Below are 21,196 nucleotides of genomic sequence, written 5' to 3'. Positions count from 1 at the left end.
CAGTACGTCACTATAATGTCCCGGTGTTTCGTGAGGCATTAGATGGAGCGAGCAGGCAGGTCCGCAGCCGGCCCGAAAAAGGAGGCTTCTCGCCACAATCCCAGCCTAGACACAGACGTCCGCTATGCTAAGGGAGTGGGAGAGCGCCTGGCGAAGGTTTTTAGCAAGCTGGGTATTTTTACGGTTCGAGATCTCCTGACCCATTTTCCCCGCCGCTATGAGGATCGGCGGCATATGCGCCGGATTGCGCAGCTTAAGGTTGGAGAAACGGCAACAGTCGTTGGAAGAGTGGTTGTTGCTGACAACCTGCGGACTCCTCGAAGCCAGACGCTTTTGACAAAAGTAGCTATTCAGGATGACTCTGGAATTGCATACTTAGTTTGGTTTAATCAATGGTATCTGAAAAATAAGTTTATTAAGCTCCTTGGAAGAAAAATAGTTGTATATGGAACTGCGCAGCCTGGAAATCACGGCATTGAGATAATAAATCCCGAGTGGGAAGAGGTCGACGAGGGCGTTGACCCGCTCTCATCCAACCGAATAGTGCCAGTCTATCCGCTGACAGAAGGGTTGTATCAGGGTACCGTTAGGAGAATAATCTACCAGGCGCTGGAAAGGTTTTTGCCGAGCGTTCATGATATCCTACCCGAGAAGATTCGCGAGCACCGTGGTTTGGTTGGTTTGGCAGAGGCTCTGCTGAACATTCATTTTCCGGAAAGCGAGACGGCGCTCGAGAAGGCGCGATTTAGGTTGGTATATGAGGAATTCTTCCTGCTTCAGCTTGCATTGGCGCTGAGGAGGCAGAGTTTCACAGCAGGTGAGCCGGGAATTGCATTCCGAGTGACACCTGAGTGTACGAAGGCACTCTACGATGTTTTGCCGTTTGAGCTGACTAATGCGCAGAAACGCGTTATTGCTGAGATTGAGCGGGACATGGCGAGTCCAAGGGCGATGAACCGCCTCCTGCAAGGCGATGTCGGGTCGGGGAAGACGATAGTCGCTGTTGCGGCAATTATGATAGCCGTCCATAACGGCTACCAAGCGGCGCTGATGGCACCGACGGAAATTTTGGCCGAACAGCACTACCTCGTGCTGAGGCGGATGCTTGAAGCACTTGGCTTGGACGTTGTTTTGCTGACAGGCAGCCTTCCAGCGAAGGAAAAGCGCTTGGCAAAGGAAAAAACGGCGTCTGGATTGGCGAATATCGTGATTGGCACGCACGCGCTGATACAGGAAGACGTCGAATTTGCAAAGCTAGGGCTGGTAATTGTTGATGAACAGCACCGGTTTGGCGTTCTTCAAAGAGCCGCGCTAAGGCAAAAAGGTTGGAATCCAGACGTGCTGGTGATGACAGCCACGCCGATTCCGCGGACCTTGGCATTGACAGTGTACGGTGATCTTGATCTTTCGGTTATTGACGAGATGCCGCCGGGGCGGAAACCTATAAAGACTCACTTTAAGCCAACGAGTGAGCGGCCTAGGGTATATGAAGCTATTAGGAAGCTTGTTGATCAGGGGCGGCAAGTATATATAGTCTGTCCGCTCATAGAGGAATCAGAAAAACTTCAGGCGAAAGCTGCCACGGAGCTAGCTGAGCACTTGGCTAACGATGTGTTTCCAAACTATAGGCTTGGGCTACTCCATGGGCAGATGAAGCCTGCAGAGAAGGATGAGGTCATGAGCCGTTTTCGGGACGGCGAAATTCAGATTCTCGTCTCGACTACGGTAATTGAGGTCGGTGTAGATGTTCCAAATGCCTGCGTAATGGTTATAGAAGATGCTGAAAGGTTCGGCATGGCGCAGCTTCACCAATTGAGGGGACGTGTTGGCAGGGGCGAACATCAATCTTATTGTGTGTTGATTGGAGACCCTACGACCGAAGAGGCTAAGCGGCGACTGGAAGTAATTTCAGCTACCAACAACGGATTCCAGATTGCAGAAGAAGACCTGAGGATAAGGGGGCCAGGAGAGTTTTATGGTACGCGGCAGAGCGGCCTGCCATCGCTTCGAATTGCAGATGTACTGCGGGATGTTAGTATTCTTGAGATGAGCCGTCAGGATGCGTTCGAGCTTGTGAAGTGCGATCCCAATCTGACCGCGCCTGAGCACCAGGGACTGAAGCAGGAAGTGATGAGGAGATTTGAGGGCTACGAATTGGTCTCGGTAAGTTGATGACTAATCTCATTCGATAATGTTAAAAGATGGGTTGGAATAACATGATAAAAGCCGTATATCCCGGCAGCTTTGATCCGGTAACAAATGGGCATATGGATATAATAAAGCGCGCAGCGAGCCTATTTGATGAGCTGATAGTTGCAGTCGCACCGAATATCGGAAAAAAGCCTCTTTTTGATGTCGAAGAGCGCGTTGAAATGCTTCGAGAAGTATGCCGTAGTTTACCAAATGTAAGAGTGGACTCGTTCACGGGTCTTTTGGTTCGATATGCCAAAGCCCAGGGTGCTACGGTAATCGTGAAGGGCTTGAGAGCACTTTCGGATTTCGAGTTTGAGTTTGAAATGGCCTTGATGAATCGCCGCCTCGACTCGGGCATCGAGACAGTTTTCATGATGACAAACGCGGAATATTCATATCTTAGTTCTAGCATTGTAAGGGAGGTAGCTAGTTTCGGCGGCTCTGTGAAGGGCTTGGTTCCGGAGATAGTCGAGAAGCGTCTGATTTCTAAATTCAAAGTAGGAGGTTCGGAGGCAGAAGGTTAGATTACCAAGGTGCTTTTTACCATGTGAGGGCACTCCTGGATGTTCGACCGCAACACGGGAACTTCATGCCTTGGTTTTACAGTTTAGACTTCCTAACAGCAAGGGGGGCGATTTAGATAGACACCTTCGAATTGTTGGACAAGCTAGAGGATCTTGTTGAGAACAGTAGGCAATGGTTTAACAAAGCATTCGTCAACGTAGATGATTTCGACGACTTGCTCAAGCGGATTCGTGCTTCGCTTCCGGAGGATATGAAGTCGGCTTCCAGAATAGTGCGCGACGCTGAGCATATTATCAATGACGCTAAGGAACAAGCGGCGCAAATTATTGACGAGGCTAGGGCTGAGAAGGAAAAAATCCTTGAGGAAGCGAGAGCCGAGGCTGCGCGGCTTGTTGACCAAAGTGAAATCAAGCGACTTGCTACAGCTCAAGCTAAAGAAATCATTGCTAGCGCCGAGGAAACTGCTCGAGCCACTAAGTCTGGAGCAGACGAATACGCACGTGAAGTGCTAACGGACTTGGAAAATTTTGTCGGAAAGGTAATGGGCACAATTCAGCGGGGGCGCGAAAAACTGGAAAATAAAGTGGCTGAGGAAAGTAAAAATGAATGATGTAATGGATATCGTATATAAGCGCGCTCGAGAAGCAAAGAAGAGGATTGTGCTACCTGAGGGTACTGACCCGCGCGTTGTCAAGGCTGCAGCTGAAGTTCGAGCACAAGATTTGGCCATCCCTATTATTCTTGGGCCTCCTGATACCGTGCGCCAGCTTGCAAAAGAACAGGGCGTCGACATCTCTGGCATAGAAATTATTGACCCTGCTACATCCCCAAAGCGAGAGCAATATGCGCAACTGCTTTACGAACTTAGGAAGGCCAAGGGGGTAACGCCAGAGCAGGCATATGAGATGGCTGGTGACATACTATATTACGGCGTTTTGATGGTGAAGGCTGGCGATGCAGATGGCGAGGTGTCAGGCGCCACTCATTCAACAGCTGATACTGTGCGGCCAGCTTTGCAGGTGCTTAAGTGTGCTCCGGGCGTAAGTTTGGTTTCGTCATTTTTTGTTATGATTGTACCTGACACGAACTATGGCGAAAAAGGTTTGTTTATTTACGCTGACTCCGGCCTGGTGGTAAATCCCAATGCGGATGAGCTTGCCGAGATTGCCGTCAGTAGCGGAAGGACAATGCGGCAGCTTTTCGATGTAGAGCCGCGCGTTGCTCTTTTGTCATTCTCAACTAAAGGGAGTGCAAAAGGCCCATTAGTTGATAAAGTTGTTGAAGCAACACGCCTTGCGCAGAGAAAAGCACCGGATATGCTAATTGATGGCGAGCTCCAGGCGGATGCTGCCATAGTACCTTGGGTTGCAGAAAAAAAGGCTCCAGGCAGTCCGGTGGCGGGGCGTGCTAATGTGCTTATATTTCCCGACTTGCAAGCCGGAAACATAGCTTATAAACTTACAGAGCGACTTGCGCATGCAAGGGCTTTTGGACCCATTCTGCAAGGGTTATCCAAGCCAGTAAATGACCTCTCTCGGGGGTGCGACTGGGAATCGATAGTAAATGTGGTAGCAATTACCGTAGCACAGGCGGCTTAATCAAAGGAAGAAAAGAAATGTTGGTACTAGTAGTAAACGCTGGAAGTTCGTCATTAAAATACCAGCTTATAGATATGTCGAACGAAAAGGTAATGGCTAAGGGTATTGTTGAGCGCATTGGTGAGTCGGGTCCGAATGGTGCGGAACTTACTCACGAGGCTTTTGGAAAGAAAAAGCTAAAAGTCAAAGCCAATGTTGCCGACCATATGCAAGCCATGCGCCTGGTTTTTGATACCCTTATTAACGAAGAGACAGGGTCGATTAAAGACATTTCGGAAATTTCAGCTATTGGTCATAGGGTTGTCCATGGCGGTGAGACTTTCTTCGACTCTGTTATAATCGACGACAAAGTTGTGGATACAATCGCGCGTCTGACCCAGCTGGCACCATTGCACAACCCGCCAAACTTAATGGGTATCGAAGCCGCGATGCGAATAATGCCAAATGTGCCGCATGTTGCAGTCTTTGATACGGCATTTCACCACACACTCCCTCGGCATGCGTACATTTATGCCCTGCCGTATGAGTTTTACCAAAAACACGGCGTCAGGCGCTATGGTTTCCACGGCACATCGCACAAGTATGTATCCTCCAGAGCTATAAAGATGCTAATGGCACAAGGAAAGGACAAAGAGTCGCTTAAAATAATAACCTGTCACCTAGGAAACGGCGCGAGCATGGCGGCAGTTGTGGGCGGTAAATCCATTGATACGAGCATGGGGCTTACGCCGGTCGAAGGCTTGGTGATGGGAACAAGATGTGGAGATATTGATCCGGCGATAATTCCTTTCCTCCAGAAGGAGCTTGGCTACAGCGCCGATGATATTGATAATATCATTAACAAAAAGAGCGGCTTACTGGGAATTTCTGGCATAAGCAACGATATGCGAGATATTGTTGCTGAGGCAGAAGCAGGCCACAAGCGCTCACAGTTGGCACTCGACATATTTTGTTATAGAATTCGTAAATACATTGGTGCTTATGTAGCGGCAATGGGCGGGCTAGACGCGATTGTGTTCACAGCTGGCATTGGTGAACACTCGCCGACTGTCCGTGCTCGAATATGCGAAGGCCTTGAATTCTTTGGCATCGAACTTGATGCAGAAAAGAATGCTGTGTGTCAGGGCGAGTGTGATATAAGTAAGGAAACAGCCAGAACACGGGTGCTTGTCATTCCAACAAATGAAGAGATTGCTATTGCGCGGGAAACAGTCCGCGTCATTACTGGTGAAAGTGAGAATTCAACATAGATGAAACTTGACCTTTCAGAAATTGTACGAACCCCTGGAATGCAGGTGAGACAGAAAATCGATGAGCCTTTTCATCCTGCTGAATTTGGTTTCGACTGCATCTCGCCTATTACAGGGAGCATAGAGTTTACCAATACTGGCGATGTTTTGCTTGCTAGAGGTAAGGTTGGCGCAAGTGTTAGGTTGCAATGCAGCCGTTGTGTGGTAGACTTTGTTGTCGTGCTTACTGCAAATATCGAGGAGCAATTTAGGTTGGTGCATATGGGCGACCAAATCATGGCTATGCCTTTGGATGAGGAAGATGTGGTAGGTGGGCTTCTTAGCAACAATATATTAGATGTGGAGGAACTCATCAGGCAGAGCCTGTTAACTGAGGTCCCTATCCAACCGCTATGCAAACCGGACTGCAAAGGATTGTGCCCGATTTGCGGCCAAAACCTAAGCGAAGGCCAGTGCTCTTGTCATCAGGAGATGTATAATTCGGCTTTCCAAGCGCTGGCAATTTTGCTAGAAGACGAAGAAGCTGAAGACTAATCACTTTGTGTGTGATTTGAAAGAGGTGAAAATGATTGGCACTTCCTAAAAGGAGACATTCTAAGACCCGACAAGCAAAGCGAAGGACTCACTGGAAGCTGAGCGTTCCGACTGTGGTGGATTGTCCGCGGTGCCATGCGCCGCGTTTACCACACCACGTATGCCCAAGCTGTGGGTTCTACAATGGAAGACTGGTATTGGAAGTAAAGGAAAAAGAGAAAAAGGAATAGCAAGGAGCGGACAAGCCCTCTATGAAGATAGCAGTTGATGCTATGGGCGGCGACTATGCACCAGCCCAAGTAGTGGAGGGAGCGGTTGAGGCAGCCAGCGTCGACCACATTCCAGTTATACTGGTGGGTGATGAGAAAGCCATTAAGCAGGAGCTGGCAAAGTATCCAGCCAACTCGAGGGTCGAGATACGCCACGCCTCTGAAGTAGTAGGGATGGATGAGCATCCAGCAACTGCCATTCGTCGGAAGGTAGATTCTTCCATCGTTGTTGCTGCCAACCTAGTTCTTGCGGGTGAAGCACAAGCCATAGTAAGCGTCGGAAATACTGGTGCGGCTATGGCTGTTGCTTTACTTAAGTTTGGGAGGATACAAGGCATTGACCGTCCAGCTATTTGTGTCCTTTTGCCGACAATAAACGGCAAAGCTATACTAATTGATGCTGGAGCCAATGTTGACTGCTCCGTTGAAAACTTGATTCAATTTGCAATTATGGGCAAGGAGTACGCCGAGCAGGTTTTGAAACTTCCTAATCCACGAATTGGTTTGTTGAGCATTGGTGAGGAACCCACAAAAGGCAATGAAGTCACTAAAGCCACGAATGCACGCCTTAGAGCGACAGCTGGGTTGAACTTTATTGGCAATGTCGAGGGGAAGGATATATTTCGTGGTGTTGCCGACGTAGTCGTTTGTGATGGATTTGATGGCAACATGGTTCTGAAGGTTAGCGAGGGTATGGCAGAGTTTGTTCTTACTTCCATTAAGCAGGAGATTGAACGTGGTATCGTTTCCAAGATAGGAGCTCTGCTTGCAATGCCAGCCCTCAGGCGAGCCAAATCCAAGCTTGACTATGCCGAGTATGGCGGCGCGCCTCTACTTGGCGTAAATGGCGTGTGCGTTATCGGTCATGGGAGGTCGAACGGCCGGGCTATCCGAAATGCAATACGGGCAGCTGCAAAAGCCGTTGAGAATAATGTAGTTGGGTGCATTAGTACGGCACTACAGCAGAGGGGTCTTGCGTGCAGAGGAGATGACCAGCCTGACGCAAGAATAAAACATTACGAGCAAGAATTAAGTGCTGAAGGGAAAGCCTTGCCGAACCAACCTCCCAACGTGAAAGATAATTACTAGGATAGGAGAGCACATGGCGCATAAATCACGACGCGCGGGGATAGTAGGAATAGGGTCATTTGCTCCGCAGAAAGTTCTCACCAATGCCGATTTGGAGAAGATTGTAGATACGACGAACGAATGGATTGTCACAAGGTCGGGAATTCGTGAAAGGCGCATAGTTGAAAATGGAATGGCGGCCTCCGACCTTGCAGTTGAAGCCGCGAAGAAAGCGTTATCGACTGCATCACTGCCTGCAGAAAAGCTTGATTTAATAATCTGCGCCACAATAACCGGTGATTATCCCTTCCCAGCAACTTCTTGTCTAATTCAGGACCGAATAGGAGCCAAGAATGCCGCCGCTTTTGACCTTCAGGCTGGCTGTTCTGGATGGGTTTATTCTCTTTCAACCGCAGCCCAATTCATCGAGACAGGCGCATATGAAAAAATCCTGGTTGTTGGTGTAGATGTTCTTTCCAGCTTTACAGATTGGACCGATCGTTCTACCTGTGTCCTCTTTGGTGATGCTGCTGGTGCGGCTGTGGTTGCACCTGTGGAACCTGATATGGGTTTGCTGTCTTTTTGTCTCGGTGCCGATGGATCTGGCGGCGACCTGCTGAAAATTCCCGCAGGAGGGTCAAAGAATCCTCCAAGCGAAGAAACAGTGCTCAACCGCCAACATTACATTAAGATGGAAGGCAGAGAAGTTTTCAAGTTCGCCGTCAGAATAATGGGTGAAGCCTCGCTAGCAGCATTGGCATCTTCAGGCTTGACGCCGGAAGATGTTAGCCTCTTCGTCCCTCACCAAGCAAATATTCGTATAATTGAGGCGGCGGCAGAGCGATTGAACCTTCCACCTGAGAAGGTTTTTGTTAATGTTCAGAGCTATGGGAACACATCGGCGGCGTCGATACCGCTGGCTTTGGACGAAGCATATCAGCAGGGGCGCCTTAAGTATGGCGATGTAGTCGTGGTAGTAGGATTCGGCGCAGGGCTAACATGGGCGGCCGGTGTAATAAAGTGGACAATGCCATATTTGAAAGAATAGGAAGCGAGCTTCTATGCTAACCCAAAACATGAGAAAAATTGCTTTCGTATTCCCAGGCCAGGGTTCGCAGTATGTTGGCATGGGGAAAGACCTTTATGAAGGATTTCCGGAGGTTCGGGAGATTTATGAAAATGCCGACCGTATTTTAGGGTTCAATCTTAGCCAGCTCTGCTTTTTGGGGCCGGAGGACGAACTTCGTCTCACCTCTAACACACAGCCAGCCATCTTCACAACCAGCATAGCCATTCTTCGTCTTATAGAGAAGCAAGGCATTAGGCCTGATGTAGTTGCCGGTCACAGCATTGGCGAGTATGCTGCCATAGTAGCGGCCGGGGCGTTGTCATTCGAAGATGCATTGCGCCTAGTTCGCAAGAGGGGAGAGCTGATGCAAGAAGCTGGCTTGAAGCAGCCAGGTACTATGGCAGCGATTATTGGCCTTGATGCAGATGAGGTGGTTGGGGTCTGCAGTCGTGCAAGCAGTGCAGGCATTATTGATGTTGCCAACTACAACTCGCCAGGCCAAATTGTTATTTCAGGCGAAACCAAGGCGGTTGAGCTAGCCCTAGAATACGCCCAAGTGGCTGGCGCACGGAAGGTCGTTCCACTGAATGTTAGCGGAGCGTTCCACTCGCGGCTTATGAGTCCTGCTGCGAAGGCATTGGCTGAAGAGTTGAAGAAAACTGCTCTAAAAGATGCTAGGGTTCCCATAATTGCAAATTTTACAGCGGATTATGTTCAAAAGAGCGATGAAATTAGAGATACCCTAGCGCAGCAAATTATTGGAAGCGTTCGTTGGGAAGAAACTATTCGACGCATGGAGGCTGACGGCGTTGAAATATATGTAGAGATAGGACCAGGTAAGGTGCTTGCTGGTCTTATCAAGCGAACTGTTAGCTCGGCTGAGGTGCACAGTGTTGGCGATATGTTATCTCTTAATGAATTTATGAGTAAATTGGGAAATAAGGTTGAGCAAAATTAAAAGAAAAACCATAGAGGGGGATAAATCATCTTGAAACTTGAAGGAAAAGTTGCTATAGTAACGGGAGCTGGAAGGGAAGGCAAAGGAATCGGGCGGTCCATAGCTCTTGCCCTCGCCCGCGAAGGTGCTGATATCGTTATCGCCGACTATGTTGCCGAAGCCGCCGAGGCCGTTGCCGAGGAGGTCAGGTTACTTGGGAGGCGTGCAGTTGCCGTACGTGCAAACGTTGCTAATCCAGCTGATGCCGAAGCTATTGTTCAAAAGGCGTTGGATGAGTTTGGCAAAATTGATATACTTGTAAACAACGCTGGAATCACCAGAGATGCACTTATGATAAAAATGTCTGAGGAAGACTGGGATCTGGTGATTAATACGAACTTGAAAGGTACTTTCAACTGTACCAAAGCAGTCATTCGTCCGATGCTAAAGCAGCGTAGTGGCAAGATTGTGAACGTGGCTTCTGTTATGGGAATCATAGGAAATATTGGTCAGGCAAATTACTCGGCGTCTAAGGCGGGGATAATAGGACTCACAAAAACAACTGCCCGCGAGCTTGGCTCACGAGGCATAAACGTAAATGCGGTAGCACCTGGGTTTATCCAAACTGCGATGACCGATGAGCTGCCTGAAGATATAAGAGAGAATATAAGCAAACAAATTCCGCTGCAAAGGCTCGGGACACCGGACGACGTTGCCGGGCTTATAGTTTTTTTGTGTAGCGAGGACTCATCTTATATCACCGGACAGGTGATAAACGTTGACGGCGGCATGGTAATGTAAGGAGGTGAAAAGGTGTCAACTTTTGATAGAGTAAAGAAAGTTGTCGTCGAGCAACTGGACGTCAATGAAGAAGAGGTAACCGAAGATGCTTCGTTTGTAGATGATCTTGGTGCGGATTCGCTTGACGTTGTGGAGCTAGTAATGGGACTTGAGGAGGAGTTTGATCTGGAAATTCCAGACGAAGACGCGGAGAAAATCGTCACAGTAGCCGACGCAGTTAAGTACATCGAAGAAAAAACTAAAGCATAAGATAAGCATGTGCACGGGCACGGTTAGTAGCGCTTGGTAAGGACGCATTTAACCGTGTCCGTGTTGTAAAATGGCAGGAGAGTTTGATGGAACGAAAAAGGGTAGTAGTAACCGGGATGGCGCCGATTACGCCAGTTGGCACAGGCACTGAGAAATATTGGCAAGCGCTGTTGAATGGTGTCTCAGGAGTTGGGTTGATAACCCATTTTGACGCATCCGATTATTCCACCCAGATAGCGGCAGAGATAAAAGATTTCGACCCTGAGGAGTATATGGACCGCAAAGAAGCAAAGCGAATGGACCGCTTTGCCCAGTTCGCAGTTGCCGCAAGCATTCTTGCAATCCAGGACTCCGGGTTTCAAATAACCGACGAAAACGCTGGACGAGTGGGAGTCTTGATTGGGTCTGGCATCGGTGGGACTAGCACCTGGGAGGAACAGCATAGAACGCTAATTGAGAAAGGCCCCAGGCGTGTAAGTCCTTTCTTTGTCCCTATGCTAATTTCCGATATGGCATCAGGCATGGCATCAATAATTCTCGGAGCAAAGGGGCCTAATCTAGCGATTGTTACTGCTTGCGCAACAGCCACCCATGCTATTGGCGAGGCAGCAAAGATTATTCAGCGTGGTGATGCAGATGTAATGATTGCGGGTGGTTCGGAAGCAGCCATCACGCCACTCGCGGTCGCTGGATTCTGCGCGGCTAGGGCATTTTCGACAAGAAACGACGAACCAGAGCGGGCAAGCCGGCCTTTTGACTTGAACCGCGATGGCTTTGTTATAGGTGAGGGCGCTGGTGTATTGATACTCGAGTCATTAGAGCATGCGCTAGCACGTGGCGCAAAAATCTACTGCGAAATTACAGGCTTTGGTATGAGCGGCGATGCCTTCCATATAACGGCACCAGCGCCAGAAGGTGAGGGAGCAGCGAGATCAATGGCTGCTGCTCTTAAGGATGCTGGCATAAAGCCTGAGGATGTTGATTATATCAACGCACATGGAACGTCCACGCCGGATAATGATAAGACCGAGACGATGGCTATCAAGCGAGTCTTCGGCGATTATGCATACAAAGTTGCAATCAGTTCCACAAAGTCCATGATTGGCCATCTGCTTGGCGCCGCGGGAGCAGTTGAAGCAATCGCATGCATTTGTGCGATTAGAGATGGCATTGTTCCGCCAACAATAAACTATGAGACGCCCGATCCTGAATGTGATTTGGACTACGTACCGAATGAGCCAAGGAAAATGCCTGTAAAAATAGCAATGTCAAATTCATTTGGTTTTGGAGGCCACAACGCAACCCTCATATTGGCTAAATATGAGTAGGAGGATGCCATGCAGATATGCCCTAGATGCGGTTCTGAAAATACAGACAACCGTGCAGCTTGCTGGAACTGCTTTGCCCAGCTGAGCCAGCCTGCGGCAGGCAAGCAGTTTAAGCAACCCGCTAAGGCTCCTGAGACCCAAAGGGAAGAGATTCTGGCGCCACCTCCGACGGAAGCACCACCTTCGCCCGAGGAAACTGCTCAGGCTTCAGAGGTTTCGCCGGAAGAAGAGACTTCTACTTTTGAACTTGCTACTGCGGAAGCAGAAGAAGCAGTTCCAAGTAAAGAAGAAGAGGATTCCGAGCCGTTTGCCCCATTTGTTTTTGACCTTGATAAGGAAACTGAACCTGAAAGTGGTACTTCTGTCAGGGAGCTAGAGTTGAGTCCATCGGACGACATACTGCCGAATAAAGAAGAAGAGCAAGAATAAAAGGAGGCTGTTTATAATGATCTCACAGAGGGCGGCGAGGGTCAACCCTTCGCCAACGCTGGCTATCACCGCCAAGGCAAAAAAGATGAAAGCTGATGGGATAGACGTTATCAGCTTCGGCGCTGGCGAGCCCGATTTCGACACTCCACAGAATGTCAAGGACGCCGCAATAAAAGCACTCCAACAAGGCGCGACTAAATATACTGCTTCGTCGGGCCTTATCGAGCTTAAGCAGGCGGTTGCCGCGAAACTTAAGCGGGACAACGGTTTAGATTATCCGCCAACGCAGATTATCGTATCAAATGGCGCGAAGCATTCTATCTATAATGCCATCCTAGCCCTGTGCGACCCTGGCGACGAAGTCATAATTCCTGCACCGTATTGGGTGTCATATCCTGAGTTTGTAAAGTTGGCGGATGGGGTGCCTGTCTTCGTACAGACAGACGAAAGTACCGGTTTCAGAATGACACCCGATATGCTTTTGGATGCCATCACGCCAAGGACAAAGATTTTAATTTTAAACAGCCCGAGTAATCCTACTGGTGCGGTCTATACTCCCGAAGCTATTGAAGCATTTGCCGAAATTGCCGTTGCGAAGGGCATATATGTTATTTCAGATGAAATATATGAAAAAATCATTTATGATGGCAATAAACATTTGAGCATAGCTTCCCTCGGCGAGGACATAAAGAAGCTGACAGTTACGATAAATGGCCTTTCAAAGAGCCACTCAATGACCGGTTGGCGAGTCGGTTTTGCTGCCGCTGAAAAGGAAATTGTTGATGCAATGGAACGCATCCAGGACAACTCCACATCGAATCCCGTATCTTTTGTTCAGTATGGTGCAATTGAGGCGCTAAATGGCCCTCAAGATTTCACCGAAATGATGGTTCGAGAATTCAATGAGCGGCGCAAGGTCATGGTGGCAGGCTTGAACGCAATCCCTGGAATTGTATGCCCAGAGCCCGGCGGTGCATTTTACGTTTTCCCGAACATATCAGGCATCATCGGCAAAACGTACGATGGCGGGGTGATAACTGGGTCAGACTCATTTGCAGAATATCTACTCAGCGGCGACTCGAAGGTTGCTGTCATACCGGGGTCGGGATTTGGCGCCGACCAAAACATTCGGTTATCGTATGCAACCTCAATGGAAAACATTAAGGAAGGAATCAAGCGAATCGCTGAGGCTGTAGCGAAACTTAAATAATGGGGGCTGTATGCCGCTTTCACCGCTGGCGAGAGTAGCTCGAAAGGTAAAAATAAAGAAGGAGAATTGGGGCATTTTGTGGCAAGCCCTCACGCACAAATCATACTTGGGTGAAGTCTCCGGGATAGAGAGTAATGAAAGGTTGGAGTTCCTTGGTGATGCCGTGCTCGGCATGATAGTCTCGGAGCATCTATTCGCCAAGTTTACAGAGAAGCGGGAGGGCGAACTAGCAAAAGCAAAAGCTGTTGCAGTGAGCGAGCCGGTTCTAGCTGAGGCGGCAAAGAAGCTTCTAATACCTGATGCTTTGCTTCTTAGCACTGGCGAGGAAGCCTCAGGCGGCAGAAACCGGCCGTCAATCCTTGCCGATGCATTCGAAGCAGTGATTGCGGCGGTATATTTAAGCGAGGGACTCGATGTTGCAAGACAAGTGGTGCTAAGCGTTCTTCGTCAGACTTTGGAGGACATTGAGCGTGAGGAGCACCATCGGAATTACAAGTCCCTTCTTCAGGAATTGAGCCAGAGCCTCTACAAGCGAGCACCAAGATACGTCGTCATTAGCGAGTCTGGAGCTGACCATGATAAGACTTTTGTGGTCGAGGCCCAGCTAGATGGCATATCGCTGGGTGTTGGAACTGGAAAAAGCAAGAAGCAGGCAGAGCAAGCGGCGGCATTTGAGGCGCTTCAACATCCACATTTCGATAAGTTGCAGAGGAAGGAATAGTAAGCATGAAGGAAGCTCGAGCGGAGATAGGCGTTTACGGTGGCTCAGGTTTTTATTCTTTTCTTGATGATGTTGATGAAATTAAGGTCGAGACCCCATATGGCGCGCCAAGTGATTTAATTGCGTTGGCGACGGTTGCTGGGAAAAGAGTAGCATTTCTTCCAAGGCATGGCCGCCGTCACCAGCATCCACCACATATGATTCCCTACCGTGCGAATGCCTTTGCAATGAAGAAGCTTGGCGTATCGAGGATTATTGCTCCCAGCGCTTGCGGAAGCCTTCAACCGCATATCAAACCAGGCGACTTTGTGGTCTGCGATCAATTTGTTGACCGAACTTCGGGAAGGAAAGACACCTTCTATGACGGCCCCATTACGACACACATTATGGGTGCAAATCCATATTGTAGCCAACTACGCAAGCTGGCAGTGGAAATTATCAAATCAAACGGCATAACATGCCATGAGCAAGGTACGGTCGTTGTAATTCAAGGCCCAAGATTTTCGACAAAGGCTGAGAGTAGTTGGTACACAAAAATGGGCTGGGAAGTCATCAATATGACTCAATACCCTGAGGTAATACTTGCTCGTGAGCTTGAAATGTGTTATGTGAATATCTCGCTAGTTACCGATTGGGATGCAGGATGTGTTGGGCTACCTGGCGTGGAGCCGGTAACAGCTGAGGAGATTATCAAGGTGCTTGAGGCAAACAATGAACGCGTTCGGAAGGTTATTTTGCAGATGATTGAAAAGATGCCCGTGGGGCCCTGTGACGAATGTGGCAAGGCGTTGGAGCATGCAAGGTTGGATTAATATTTAGTCAGGGAGGCAAGGTTTAGATTTAGGAGGGTTCTTGATTCGGCAAGTATGAGTTTCATGGAATATTGGCTAAAAATTCTGTTCGCATGCCTGGTGATTCCGTTTGCCGCAATAGCTGCGTCGAAACCTAATGCTCCAAAGGCTGAAGGCTACCGAGGAATCTGGTATTCAAATCAGCCCTCTGGTGATGAATATGCATTTAAATATAGTGGTGGGCTCGGAACATACTGTGCCGACCATATACCTCTGGCTATCTATGCTCCGAAGGCAGGCAAAACGTTTTTTGTCTATGGTGGTTCAAAGGGCCTAGAAAATCCAAAACCGCTCCTAGAAATAGTTGGCTATTACGACCACAAGACAAAAAGGGTTCCAAAACCAACCATTGTAATGGAGAAAGGGACGGCGGATGCGCACCACAATCCCGTAATCTCGATTGACAAAGATGGTTATCTTTGGGTGTTTTGCGCATCACATGGCGGCAAGGATGGTTTCATATACCGAAGCGACGCTCCCTATTCTATTGACCGCTTTGACCGAATCATGCAGCGCGAGTTTAGCTATCCTCAGCCTTGGTATTTCGAGGATTTTGGTTTTGTATTCCTCTTTACCAAATACACCCGTGGGCGGGAGCTCTATGTGAGCACCAGCGTAGATGGTAAGAAATGGACTCAGGACCGCAAGATTGTCGGCTTTGACGGTCACTATCAAGTGAGTTGGAAACACAAAAAGAAATTGGGAACGGCGTTCAACTGGCACCCACAGGGCAACTTGAACGCTCGCACAAATCTCTATTACATAGAGACCCGCGATTACGGAAGAACATGGGTGAATGCAGCCGGAAAACCGCTTAAAATACCGCTTGAAACTGTTCAAAACGATGCTCTTGTGCATGATTACCAAAAAGAAGGTTTTCTAGTATATATAAACGATGTCAACTTTGACCGGGATGGCAATCCAGTCATATTCTACGTATTGAGTAGGGGATTCGAGTCCGGTCCCAAGAATGGGCCGCGTACCTGGATGACTGCCCGTTGGAATGGCAAGCAGTGGGAAATTCGCAGAGTAACAACTTGCGACCACAATTATGATATGGGGTCGTTATATATCGAAGACGACGGAGTATGGCGAATCATTGGCCCTTCTGACCCTGGGCCGCAGGCATGGTGCACGGGCGGCGAGATGGTAATGTGGATTAGTCGAAATCAAGGGAAAACTTGGGTAAGGGTTCGCACACTCACAAGGGATAGCAAGCACAATCATACATACGCTCGCCGGGTTGTTGATGCCCATCCCGATTTCTACGCCCTCTGGGCAGATGGCAATGCACTCAAGCCATCAGAATCTCACCTTTATTTTGCTTCGAAAACAGGAGATGTTTATGCTCTGCCCTTTACCATGCGGGCAGAAACCGAGAAACCTCAACGGGTAGCAGGCACTCATAAGTAATATCCAATTTTTTGTATAGCAGAAGACTTGCCGCTGAATTAAGTAGTTTCTCCTATTTTCTCCTCGATTTTATAGGCTTTAGTGAGTTAGCATTGAAAATGTTCTGCGTTACCTGAGGCCCTTTCATTTGCTTGACCGATGAGCGCGCAACGTGATAGGATACTTCAAAGTTAGCTCAGAGGGATCAGCAAGTCTTGAAAGATGTAGTATTGTTATCGGGTAATGAAGCTATCGCCCGCGGTGCCTTCGAGGCGGACGTTCGGGTGGCGGCAGGATACCCCGGAACCCCAAGTACCGAGATACTTGAAAACATAGTTCAATACAGCTCGATTTATGCCGAATGGGCACCAAATGAGAAAGTCGCTTTTGAAGTTGCGCTCGGAGCCGCATATGGTGGCGCTAGGGCTCTGGCGGCCATGAAACATGTTGGCGTGAATGTGGCTTCAGATCCTCTTCTTACTGCTTCCTATACGGGTGTCAATGCTGGCTTTGTACTAGTAAGCGCTGACGACCCAGGTATGCACAGCTCGCAAAATGAGCAAGATAATCGCCATTACGCTCGGTTTGCCAAGATTCCAATGTTTGAGCCAAGCGACAGTCAGGAGGCAAAAGATTTCACTGTCCGGGCGTTCGAAGTCAGCGAGGAATACGATACGCCGGTATTGCTCCGAACAACCACACGCGTGAATCACGGCAAGTCGGTTGTCAGACTTTCAAAGCCAAAGGTTAATACAAGAGGACGATTTGAGCGCAATTTTTGCAAATACGTGATGGTTCCTGCCCATGGGATCAAGCGCCACGCGGTTGTTGAGGAACGTCTCATTCGACTTAGGGATTTATCAAATTCTATTGATTTGAACTTCATCGAATGGGGTGATTCCTCCATAGGGATAATCACTTCAGGAGTAAGCTACCAATATGTAAAGGAAGTACTTCCTGAAGCTTCAGTGCTGAAGCTGGGTATGACGTATCCACTTCCAGATAAGCTAATACGAAATTTTGCTGGAAAGGTCAAAACGCTTTACGTCGTTGAGGAGCTTGATCCATTTCTTGAAGACCAGATTCGGGCACTGGGCATAAGTGTCATTGGGAAAGACCGCTTCCCAAGAATTGGCGAGCTTAATCCGACATTGGTAGCAATGGGTTTAGGGGTTGAAATACCCAAACAAGAGGCGGAAACCGTACCTGTTCCCCCGCGGCCCCCAACACTTTGTGCTGGATGTCCACACAGGGGATTCTTTTATGTTCTTCGCAAGCTTGGAGCGATTGTAACGGGTGATATTGGCTGCTACACATTAAGCGTTCTTCCGCCGCTTGAAACTATGGATACGTGCGTATGTATGGGGGCTTCCATCGGGAATGCTCTTGGTATTAAGAGAGCAATGCCGCAGGATGACAGCAGACCGGTGGTAGCCGTAATTGGAGATTCGACCTTCGTACATGCTGGAATACCTGGCCTAATTGACGCCATTTACAACGGTACGGCGATAACAGTTTGCATTCTCGATAATCATACGACCGCTATGACTGGCGGTCAGAATCACCCCGCGTCCGGCAAGACGCTTCGAGGAGAAGATGCGCCACGCCTTGATTTAGTGGCTTTGGTTCGGGCGGTTGGCGTTGAAGATGTGTACATTGTTGATCCTTACGACCTCGCCTCCCTTGAAGCGGCGCTTCGCGATGCAATACAAGCTGGGAAGCCTTCGGTAGTAATTACCAATCGCCCGTGTCTTTTAATTGATAGAAAGATTAAAAGGAAAGCTGTCGCAGTTAATCTGGAAGCTTGTACTGGTTGTGGTCTCTGTTTCAAGCTTGGCTGCCCAGCAATCGAGTCCATACGTGCAGATGGGAATAGACGGAAAGCCAAAATAAATGCTGATTTGTGTTCAGGATGTGAAGTCTGTATTCAAATCTGCCGTTCGGCTGCAATTCAATGTGAGAAAGAATGAGTAATAACACAATGAACATACGACTGGCAGGTGTTGGAGGCCAGGGCATTCTTGTTGCGAGTGAAATCTTGTGTGACGTGCTTCTTGCAAGTGGCCTGGATGTGAAGAAGACGGAAGTTCACGGAATGGCTCAGCGTGGCGGCACAGTTATTAGTGATGTTCGTTTTGGCCCTAAGGTCTATTCGCCGATAGTTCCTGAAGGTAAGGTAGATATACTCCTGGCGTTCGAGCAGATGGAGGCACTCCGATATCTTCATTCACTTAAACCGGGGGGCACGGTAATAGTAAATGAACAACGGATATTCCCTTCATCGGTTGCTTTGGGCAAAATAGATTACCCAGCGGAAATTGAGAAATACCTAATGACTGTTGCAGCAAATGTTATCTCGATTAATGCGCTGGCGTTGGCTAAGAAAGCTGGGTCGGTGAAAGCTGTAAATGTTTGCCTTCTGGGCGCACTGGCGACGTGTCTAAATATAAAGGAACCAATTTGGGAGGCTGTCATAACTGAGAAGTTTAAGGGCAGAAACCTAGATGCAAATCTCAGGGCTTTTGAGCTGGGGCGCGAGGCATCCTTAACGAGAGATTTGAAGTTAGGAGTGGTGATTCCTAAATGATTTGGAATAAAGAAGCTGAGTGTATGCCAGTAGAACAGCGAAGGGAACTGCAGTCGGCACTGCTTCAGAAAACAGTTCGGCGCTGCTATGAGAAGGTTCCAGTCTATCGAAAAAAGTTCGATGAGGCTGGAATCAAGCCAGAGGATATACGCTCGGTTGATGACATTAAATATCTGCCCTTCACAACGAGGGAGGATTTAATCGAGAACTACCCATTCGGCATGTTTGCCGTGCCTATGGAGGAAATCGTGCGCATACATTCGTCCTCAGGCACCACTGGCAAGCCCAAAGTCGTTGGCTATACCAAGAACGACATCAACGTTTGGGCGGAGGTGATGGCTAGAACAATCGGATGTGGTGGTGCTGGGAAGAACGACATTGTCCAAAATGCGTATGGCTATGGCTTGTTCACTGGTGGATTGGGCATCCATTACGGGGCAGAGAAAATTGGTGCCACGGTTATTCCGATTTCCGGTGGTAACACAAAGCGGCAGATTATGGTCATGCAGGACTTTGGTTCCACTATGCTTGCTTGCACGCCTTCCTACGCATTGTATATCGCAGATACCGCAGCTGAGATGGGTGTTGATATTCGGAAGCTGCCGCTAAAATATGGAATTTTTGGCGCGGAGCCTTGGACCGACAGCCTCCGCAAAGAAATTGAAGAAAAAATGGGAATCCGAGCAACCGACATCTACGGTCTAAGCGAAATCATCGGTCCTGGCGTTTCTAGTGAGTGTGAAGTTCAGAATGGCTTGCACGTATTTGACGACCATTTCCTGCCAGAAGTGATTGACCCTAATACGCTTGAAGTCCTTCCTCCAAACACGCCTGGTGAGCTTGTGTTTACATCATTAACCAAGGAAGCTTTTCCGATTATCCGCTATCGGACCAGAGACCTTTCCATGCTAATGATAGACCCGTGCCCATGCGGTCGCACTCATTTTAGAATGGGAAGAATCACTGGTAGGACGGATGACATGCTTATCATCCGCGGAGTGAACGTCTTTCCAAGTCAGATTGAAAGTGTATTGCTTGGGGTTGAAGGCATTGCACCTCATTACCTTATCGTTGTTGACCGAGTTGATTCCCTTGACTCTCTTGAGGTTTGGGTTGAGGTTAGCGAAAAAGTCTTTTCAGACGAAATTAAGGTATTAGAAGCCCTTGAAAAAAGGATTGAGCGTGAAATCGAGAGTGTCCTCGGCTTGAGCGTGGCAGTCCGGCTAAAAGAGCCAAAGACTATCGAGCGAAGCGAGGGAAAGGCAAAAAGGGTTCTGGATAAGCGGCCGAAAACGTAGGACACGAGGCTCGTTTATCACTTGATGTCTTGGTCTCACTTTAAAGGAGGCAAACAATGAAAGTCAAGCAGCTTTCGATATTCTTAGAAAATCAGTCAGGCCGTTTGGCTGAAGTGGCAGGTGCACTCGGCTCCGAGGGAATTAATATTCGTGCGCTCTCGCTTGCTGATACGTCGGGTTTTGGTATACTTCGATTGATTGTAAATGATATTGCAAAGGCCCGCAAAGTGCTTCAGGATAAGGGTTTTATTGTGAAAGAGACCGATGTAATTGCCGTTGAAGTGCCTGATTGTCCTGGTGGCCTTGCAAGTGTTTTGAATGCTTTAGCGGCTGAAAAAATTAACATTGAGTATATGTATGCGTTTGTCGAGAAATCATCGAAGGATGCTATTGTAATTTTCCGAATCGAAAACATTGATGAGGGGATAAGAGCACTGCTATCGAAAGGCATAAACGTCCTTACTGCAGAACAAGTGTACGCACTTTAATCTTTGAAATAAAAGGTAGTGGAGCTGTTTATCACTCCACTACCTCAACTAGTCATATGCGAGAGGAGGCTATGGTCGTATATTTATTCTCCTTTTTCCTCTCGCAGGGCTCGCTCACCGCGCTCGATCAGTTTTTTAACCATGTAGCCACCGAGCTTTCCAGCTTCCTCTGTGGTCATTTCCGGGCCGATTCGCTGGATTCCCAGCTCGCGGCGTACTTCCTCTTCGAGGCGCTTCATCATCTCCTCTTCCTCCACCTGTATCACCTCCCTTTTCTATGGTGTTTCAAACGCAAAACGGCATTGCAGCTTTGTGGGTGAAATTCAGTCCATCTCAAAGACATGAATGCTTTTTCCAATATAGGCTTTAGCCTAAACCAGGAATTTGGGCTCAACGGCA

23 protein-coding genes are annotated in these 21,196 nt (G+C 48.5%); 22 read left to right on the top strand and 1 reads right to left on the bottom strand.

Annotation, left to right across the window (positions count from 1 at the left end; all coding sequences use genetic code 11):
- The first annotated feature begins 42 nt into the window (after positions 1 to 42).
- From recG to QHH26_05000, 22 genes are all read left to right on the top strand, one after another.
- Positions 43 to 2,172, top strand: coding sequence for an ATP-dependent DNA helicase RecG (gene recG, locus QHH26_05105; GenBank protein ID MDH7481344.1), 2,130 nt, complete (start codon positions 43 to 45; stop codon positions 2,170 to 2,172).
- A gap of 44 nt (positions 2,173 to 2,216) precedes the next feature.
- Positions 2,217 to 2,717, top strand: coding sequence for a pantetheine-phosphate adenylyltransferase (gene coaD / locus QHH26_05100; GenBank protein MDH7481343.1), 501 nt, complete (start codon positions 2,217 to 2,219; stop codon positions 2,715 to 2,717).
- 134 nt (positions 2,718 to 2,851) lie between these two features.
- Positions 2,852 to 3,328, top strand: a complete 477-nt coding sequence (locus QHH26_05095) for a hypothetical protein (GenBank protein ID MDH7481342.1) — start codon at positions 2,852 to 2,854, stop codon at positions 3,326 to 3,328.
- Positions 3,321 to 4,316, top strand: a complete 996-nt coding sequence (pta, locus tag QHH26_05090; protein ID MDH7481341.1) for a phosphate acetyltransferase — start codon at positions 3,321 to 3,323, stop codon at positions 4,314 to 4,316. The genes QHH26_05095 and pta overlap by 8 nt, the downstream gene beginning before the upstream one ends.
- A gap of 17 nt (positions 4,317 to 4,333) precedes the next feature.
- Positions 4,334 to 5,566, top strand: coding sequence for an acetate kinase (locus tag QHH26_05085; GenBank protein MDH7481340.1), 1,233 nt, complete (start codon positions 4,334 to 4,336; stop codon positions 5,564 to 5,566).
- Positions 5,567 to 6,100 carry a DUF177 domain-containing protein gene (locus QHH26_05080; protein ID MDH7481339.1) on the top strand — a complete coding sequence of 178 codons (534 nt, stop codon included), beginning with the start codon at positions 5,567 to 5,569 and terminating at the stop codon, positions 6,098 to 6,100.
- A 35-nt stretch (positions 6,101 to 6,135) separates the two neighbouring features.
- Entirely contained in the window at positions 6,136 to 6,330 is a 195-nt protein-coding gene (gene rpmF, locus QHH26_05075; GenBank protein MDH7481338.1) for a 50S ribosomal protein L32, read from the top strand.
- A gap of 21 nt (positions 6,331 to 6,351) precedes the next feature.
- Positions 6,352 to 7,458 carry a phosphate acyltransferase PlsX gene (plsX, locus tag QHH26_05070; GenBank protein ID MDH7481337.1) on the top strand — a complete coding sequence of 369 codons (1,107 nt, stop codon included), beginning with the start codon at positions 6,352 to 6,354 and terminating at the stop codon, positions 7,456 to 7,458.
- 13 nt (positions 7,459 to 7,471) lie between these two features.
- The gene (locus tag QHH26_05065) at positions 7,472 to 8,485 is read left to right on the top strand and encodes a beta-ketoacyl-ACP synthase III (protein ID MDH7481336.1); all 1,014 of its coding nucleotides are present in this window, start codon (positions 7,472 to 7,474) and stop codon (positions 8,483 to 8,485) included.
- A 13-nt stretch (positions 8,486 to 8,498) separates the two neighbouring features.
- Positions 8,499 to 9,464 carry an ACP S-malonyltransferase gene (gene fabD, locus QHH26_05060; protein MDH7481335.1) on the top strand — a complete coding sequence of 322 codons (966 nt, stop codon included), beginning with the start codon at positions 8,499 to 8,501 and terminating at the stop codon, positions 9,462 to 9,464.
- Positions 9,465 to 9,494: 30 nt separating this feature from the next.
- Positions 9,495 to 10,244 (top strand): 3-oxoacyl-[acyl-carrier-protein] reductase, encoded by a 750-nt coding sequence (gene fabG, locus QHH26_05055; protein ID MDH7481334.1) that lies wholly within the window; start codon positions 9,495 to 9,497, stop codon positions 10,242 to 10,244.
- A 12-nt stretch (positions 10,245 to 10,256) separates the two neighbouring features.
- Complete coding sequence (acpP, locus tag QHH26_05050; GenBank protein ID MDH7481333.1) at positions 10,257 to 10,493, top strand: acyl carrier protein; 237 nt, start codon at positions 10,257 to 10,259, stop codon at positions 10,491 to 10,493.
- An 86-nt stretch (positions 10,494 to 10,579) separates the two neighbouring features.
- Positions 10,580 to 11,821 carry a beta-ketoacyl-ACP synthase II gene (gene fabF / locus QHH26_05045; GenBank protein ID MDH7481332.1) on the top strand — a complete coding sequence of 414 codons (1,242 nt, stop codon included), beginning with the start codon at positions 10,580 to 10,582 and terminating at the stop codon, positions 11,819 to 11,821.
- A gap of 9 nt (positions 11,822 to 11,830) precedes the next feature.
- Complete coding sequence (locus tag QHH26_05040; GenBank protein MDH7481331.1) at positions 11,831 to 12,250, top strand: hypothetical protein; 420 nt, start codon at positions 11,831 to 11,833, stop codon at positions 12,248 to 12,250.
- A 13-nt stretch (positions 12,251 to 12,263) separates the two neighbouring features.
- Positions 12,264 to 13,460 (top strand): pyridoxal phosphate-dependent aminotransferase, encoded by a 1,197-nt coding sequence (locus tag QHH26_05035; protein ID MDH7481330.1) that lies wholly within the window; start codon positions 12,264 to 12,266, stop codon positions 13,458 to 13,460.
- Positions 13,461 to 13,470: 10 nt separating this feature from the next.
- A complete protein-coding gene (gene rnc, locus QHH26_05030) occupies positions 13,471 to 14,181 on the top strand; it encodes a ribonuclease III (protein MDH7481329.1) in 711 nt (236 codons plus the stop codon).
- Positions 14,182 to 14,186: 5 nt separating this feature from the next.
- Complete coding sequence (locus QHH26_05025; GenBank protein ID MDH7481328.1) at positions 14,187 to 14,993, top strand: S-methyl-5'-thioadenosine phosphorylase; 807 nt, start codon at positions 14,187 to 14,189, stop codon at positions 14,991 to 14,993.
- 63 nt (positions 14,994 to 15,056) lie between these two features.
- Positions 15,057 to 16,445: a BNR-4 repeat-containing protein gene (locus QHH26_05020; GenBank protein MDH7481327.1), complete on the top strand. Its 1,389-nt coding sequence runs from the start codon at positions 15,057 to 15,059 to the stop codon at positions 16,443 to 16,445.
- Positions 16,446 to 16,639: 194 nt separating this feature from the next.
- Positions 16,640 to 18,394 (top strand): indolepyruvate ferredoxin oxidoreductase subunit alpha, encoded by a 1,755-nt coding sequence (gene iorA / locus QHH26_05015; protein ID MDH7481326.1) that lies wholly within the window; start codon positions 16,640 to 16,642, stop codon positions 18,392 to 18,394.
- On the top strand, positions 18,391 to 19,011 hold the full coding sequence (locus QHH26_05010; GenBank protein MDH7481325.1) for an indolepyruvate oxidoreductase subunit beta: 621 nt from the start codon (positions 18,391 to 18,393) through the stop codon (positions 19,009 to 19,011). The genes iorA and QHH26_05010 overlap by 4 nt, the downstream gene beginning before the upstream one ends.
- Complete coding sequence (locus tag QHH26_05005) at positions 19,008 to 20,309, top strand: phenylacetate--CoA ligase (GenBank protein MDH7481324.1); 1,302 nt, start codon at positions 19,008 to 19,010, stop codon at positions 20,307 to 20,309. Before QHH26_05010 ends, QHH26_05005 begins: the two co-directional genes overlap by 4 nt.
- Before the next feature lie 56 nt (positions 20,310 to 20,365).
- Positions 20,366 to 20,797, top strand: a complete 432-nt coding sequence (locus tag QHH26_05000; GenBank protein MDH7481323.1) for an ACT domain-containing protein — start codon at positions 20,366 to 20,368, stop codon at positions 20,795 to 20,797.
- 83 nt (positions 20,798 to 20,880) lie between these two features.
- On the opposite strand, the gene QHH26_04995 is transcribed toward QHH26_05000, so the two are convergent.
- Positions 20,881 to 21,039, bottom strand: a complete 159-nt coding sequence (locus QHH26_04995) for a small, acid-soluble spore protein, alpha/beta type (protein MDH7481322.1) — start codon at positions 21,037 to 21,039, stop codon at positions 20,881 to 20,883.
- Between the last annotated feature and the right edge of the window lie 157 nt (positions 21,040 to 21,196).

The organism is Armatimonadota bacterium, from assembly GCA_029907255.1.
Classification (GTDB): Bacteria; Armatimonadota; UBA5829; order DTJY01; family DTJY01; genus JAIMAU01.
Note: the sequence above shows the minus strand (reverse complement) of the source record. Positions and strands in the feature narration are given on the sequence as shown.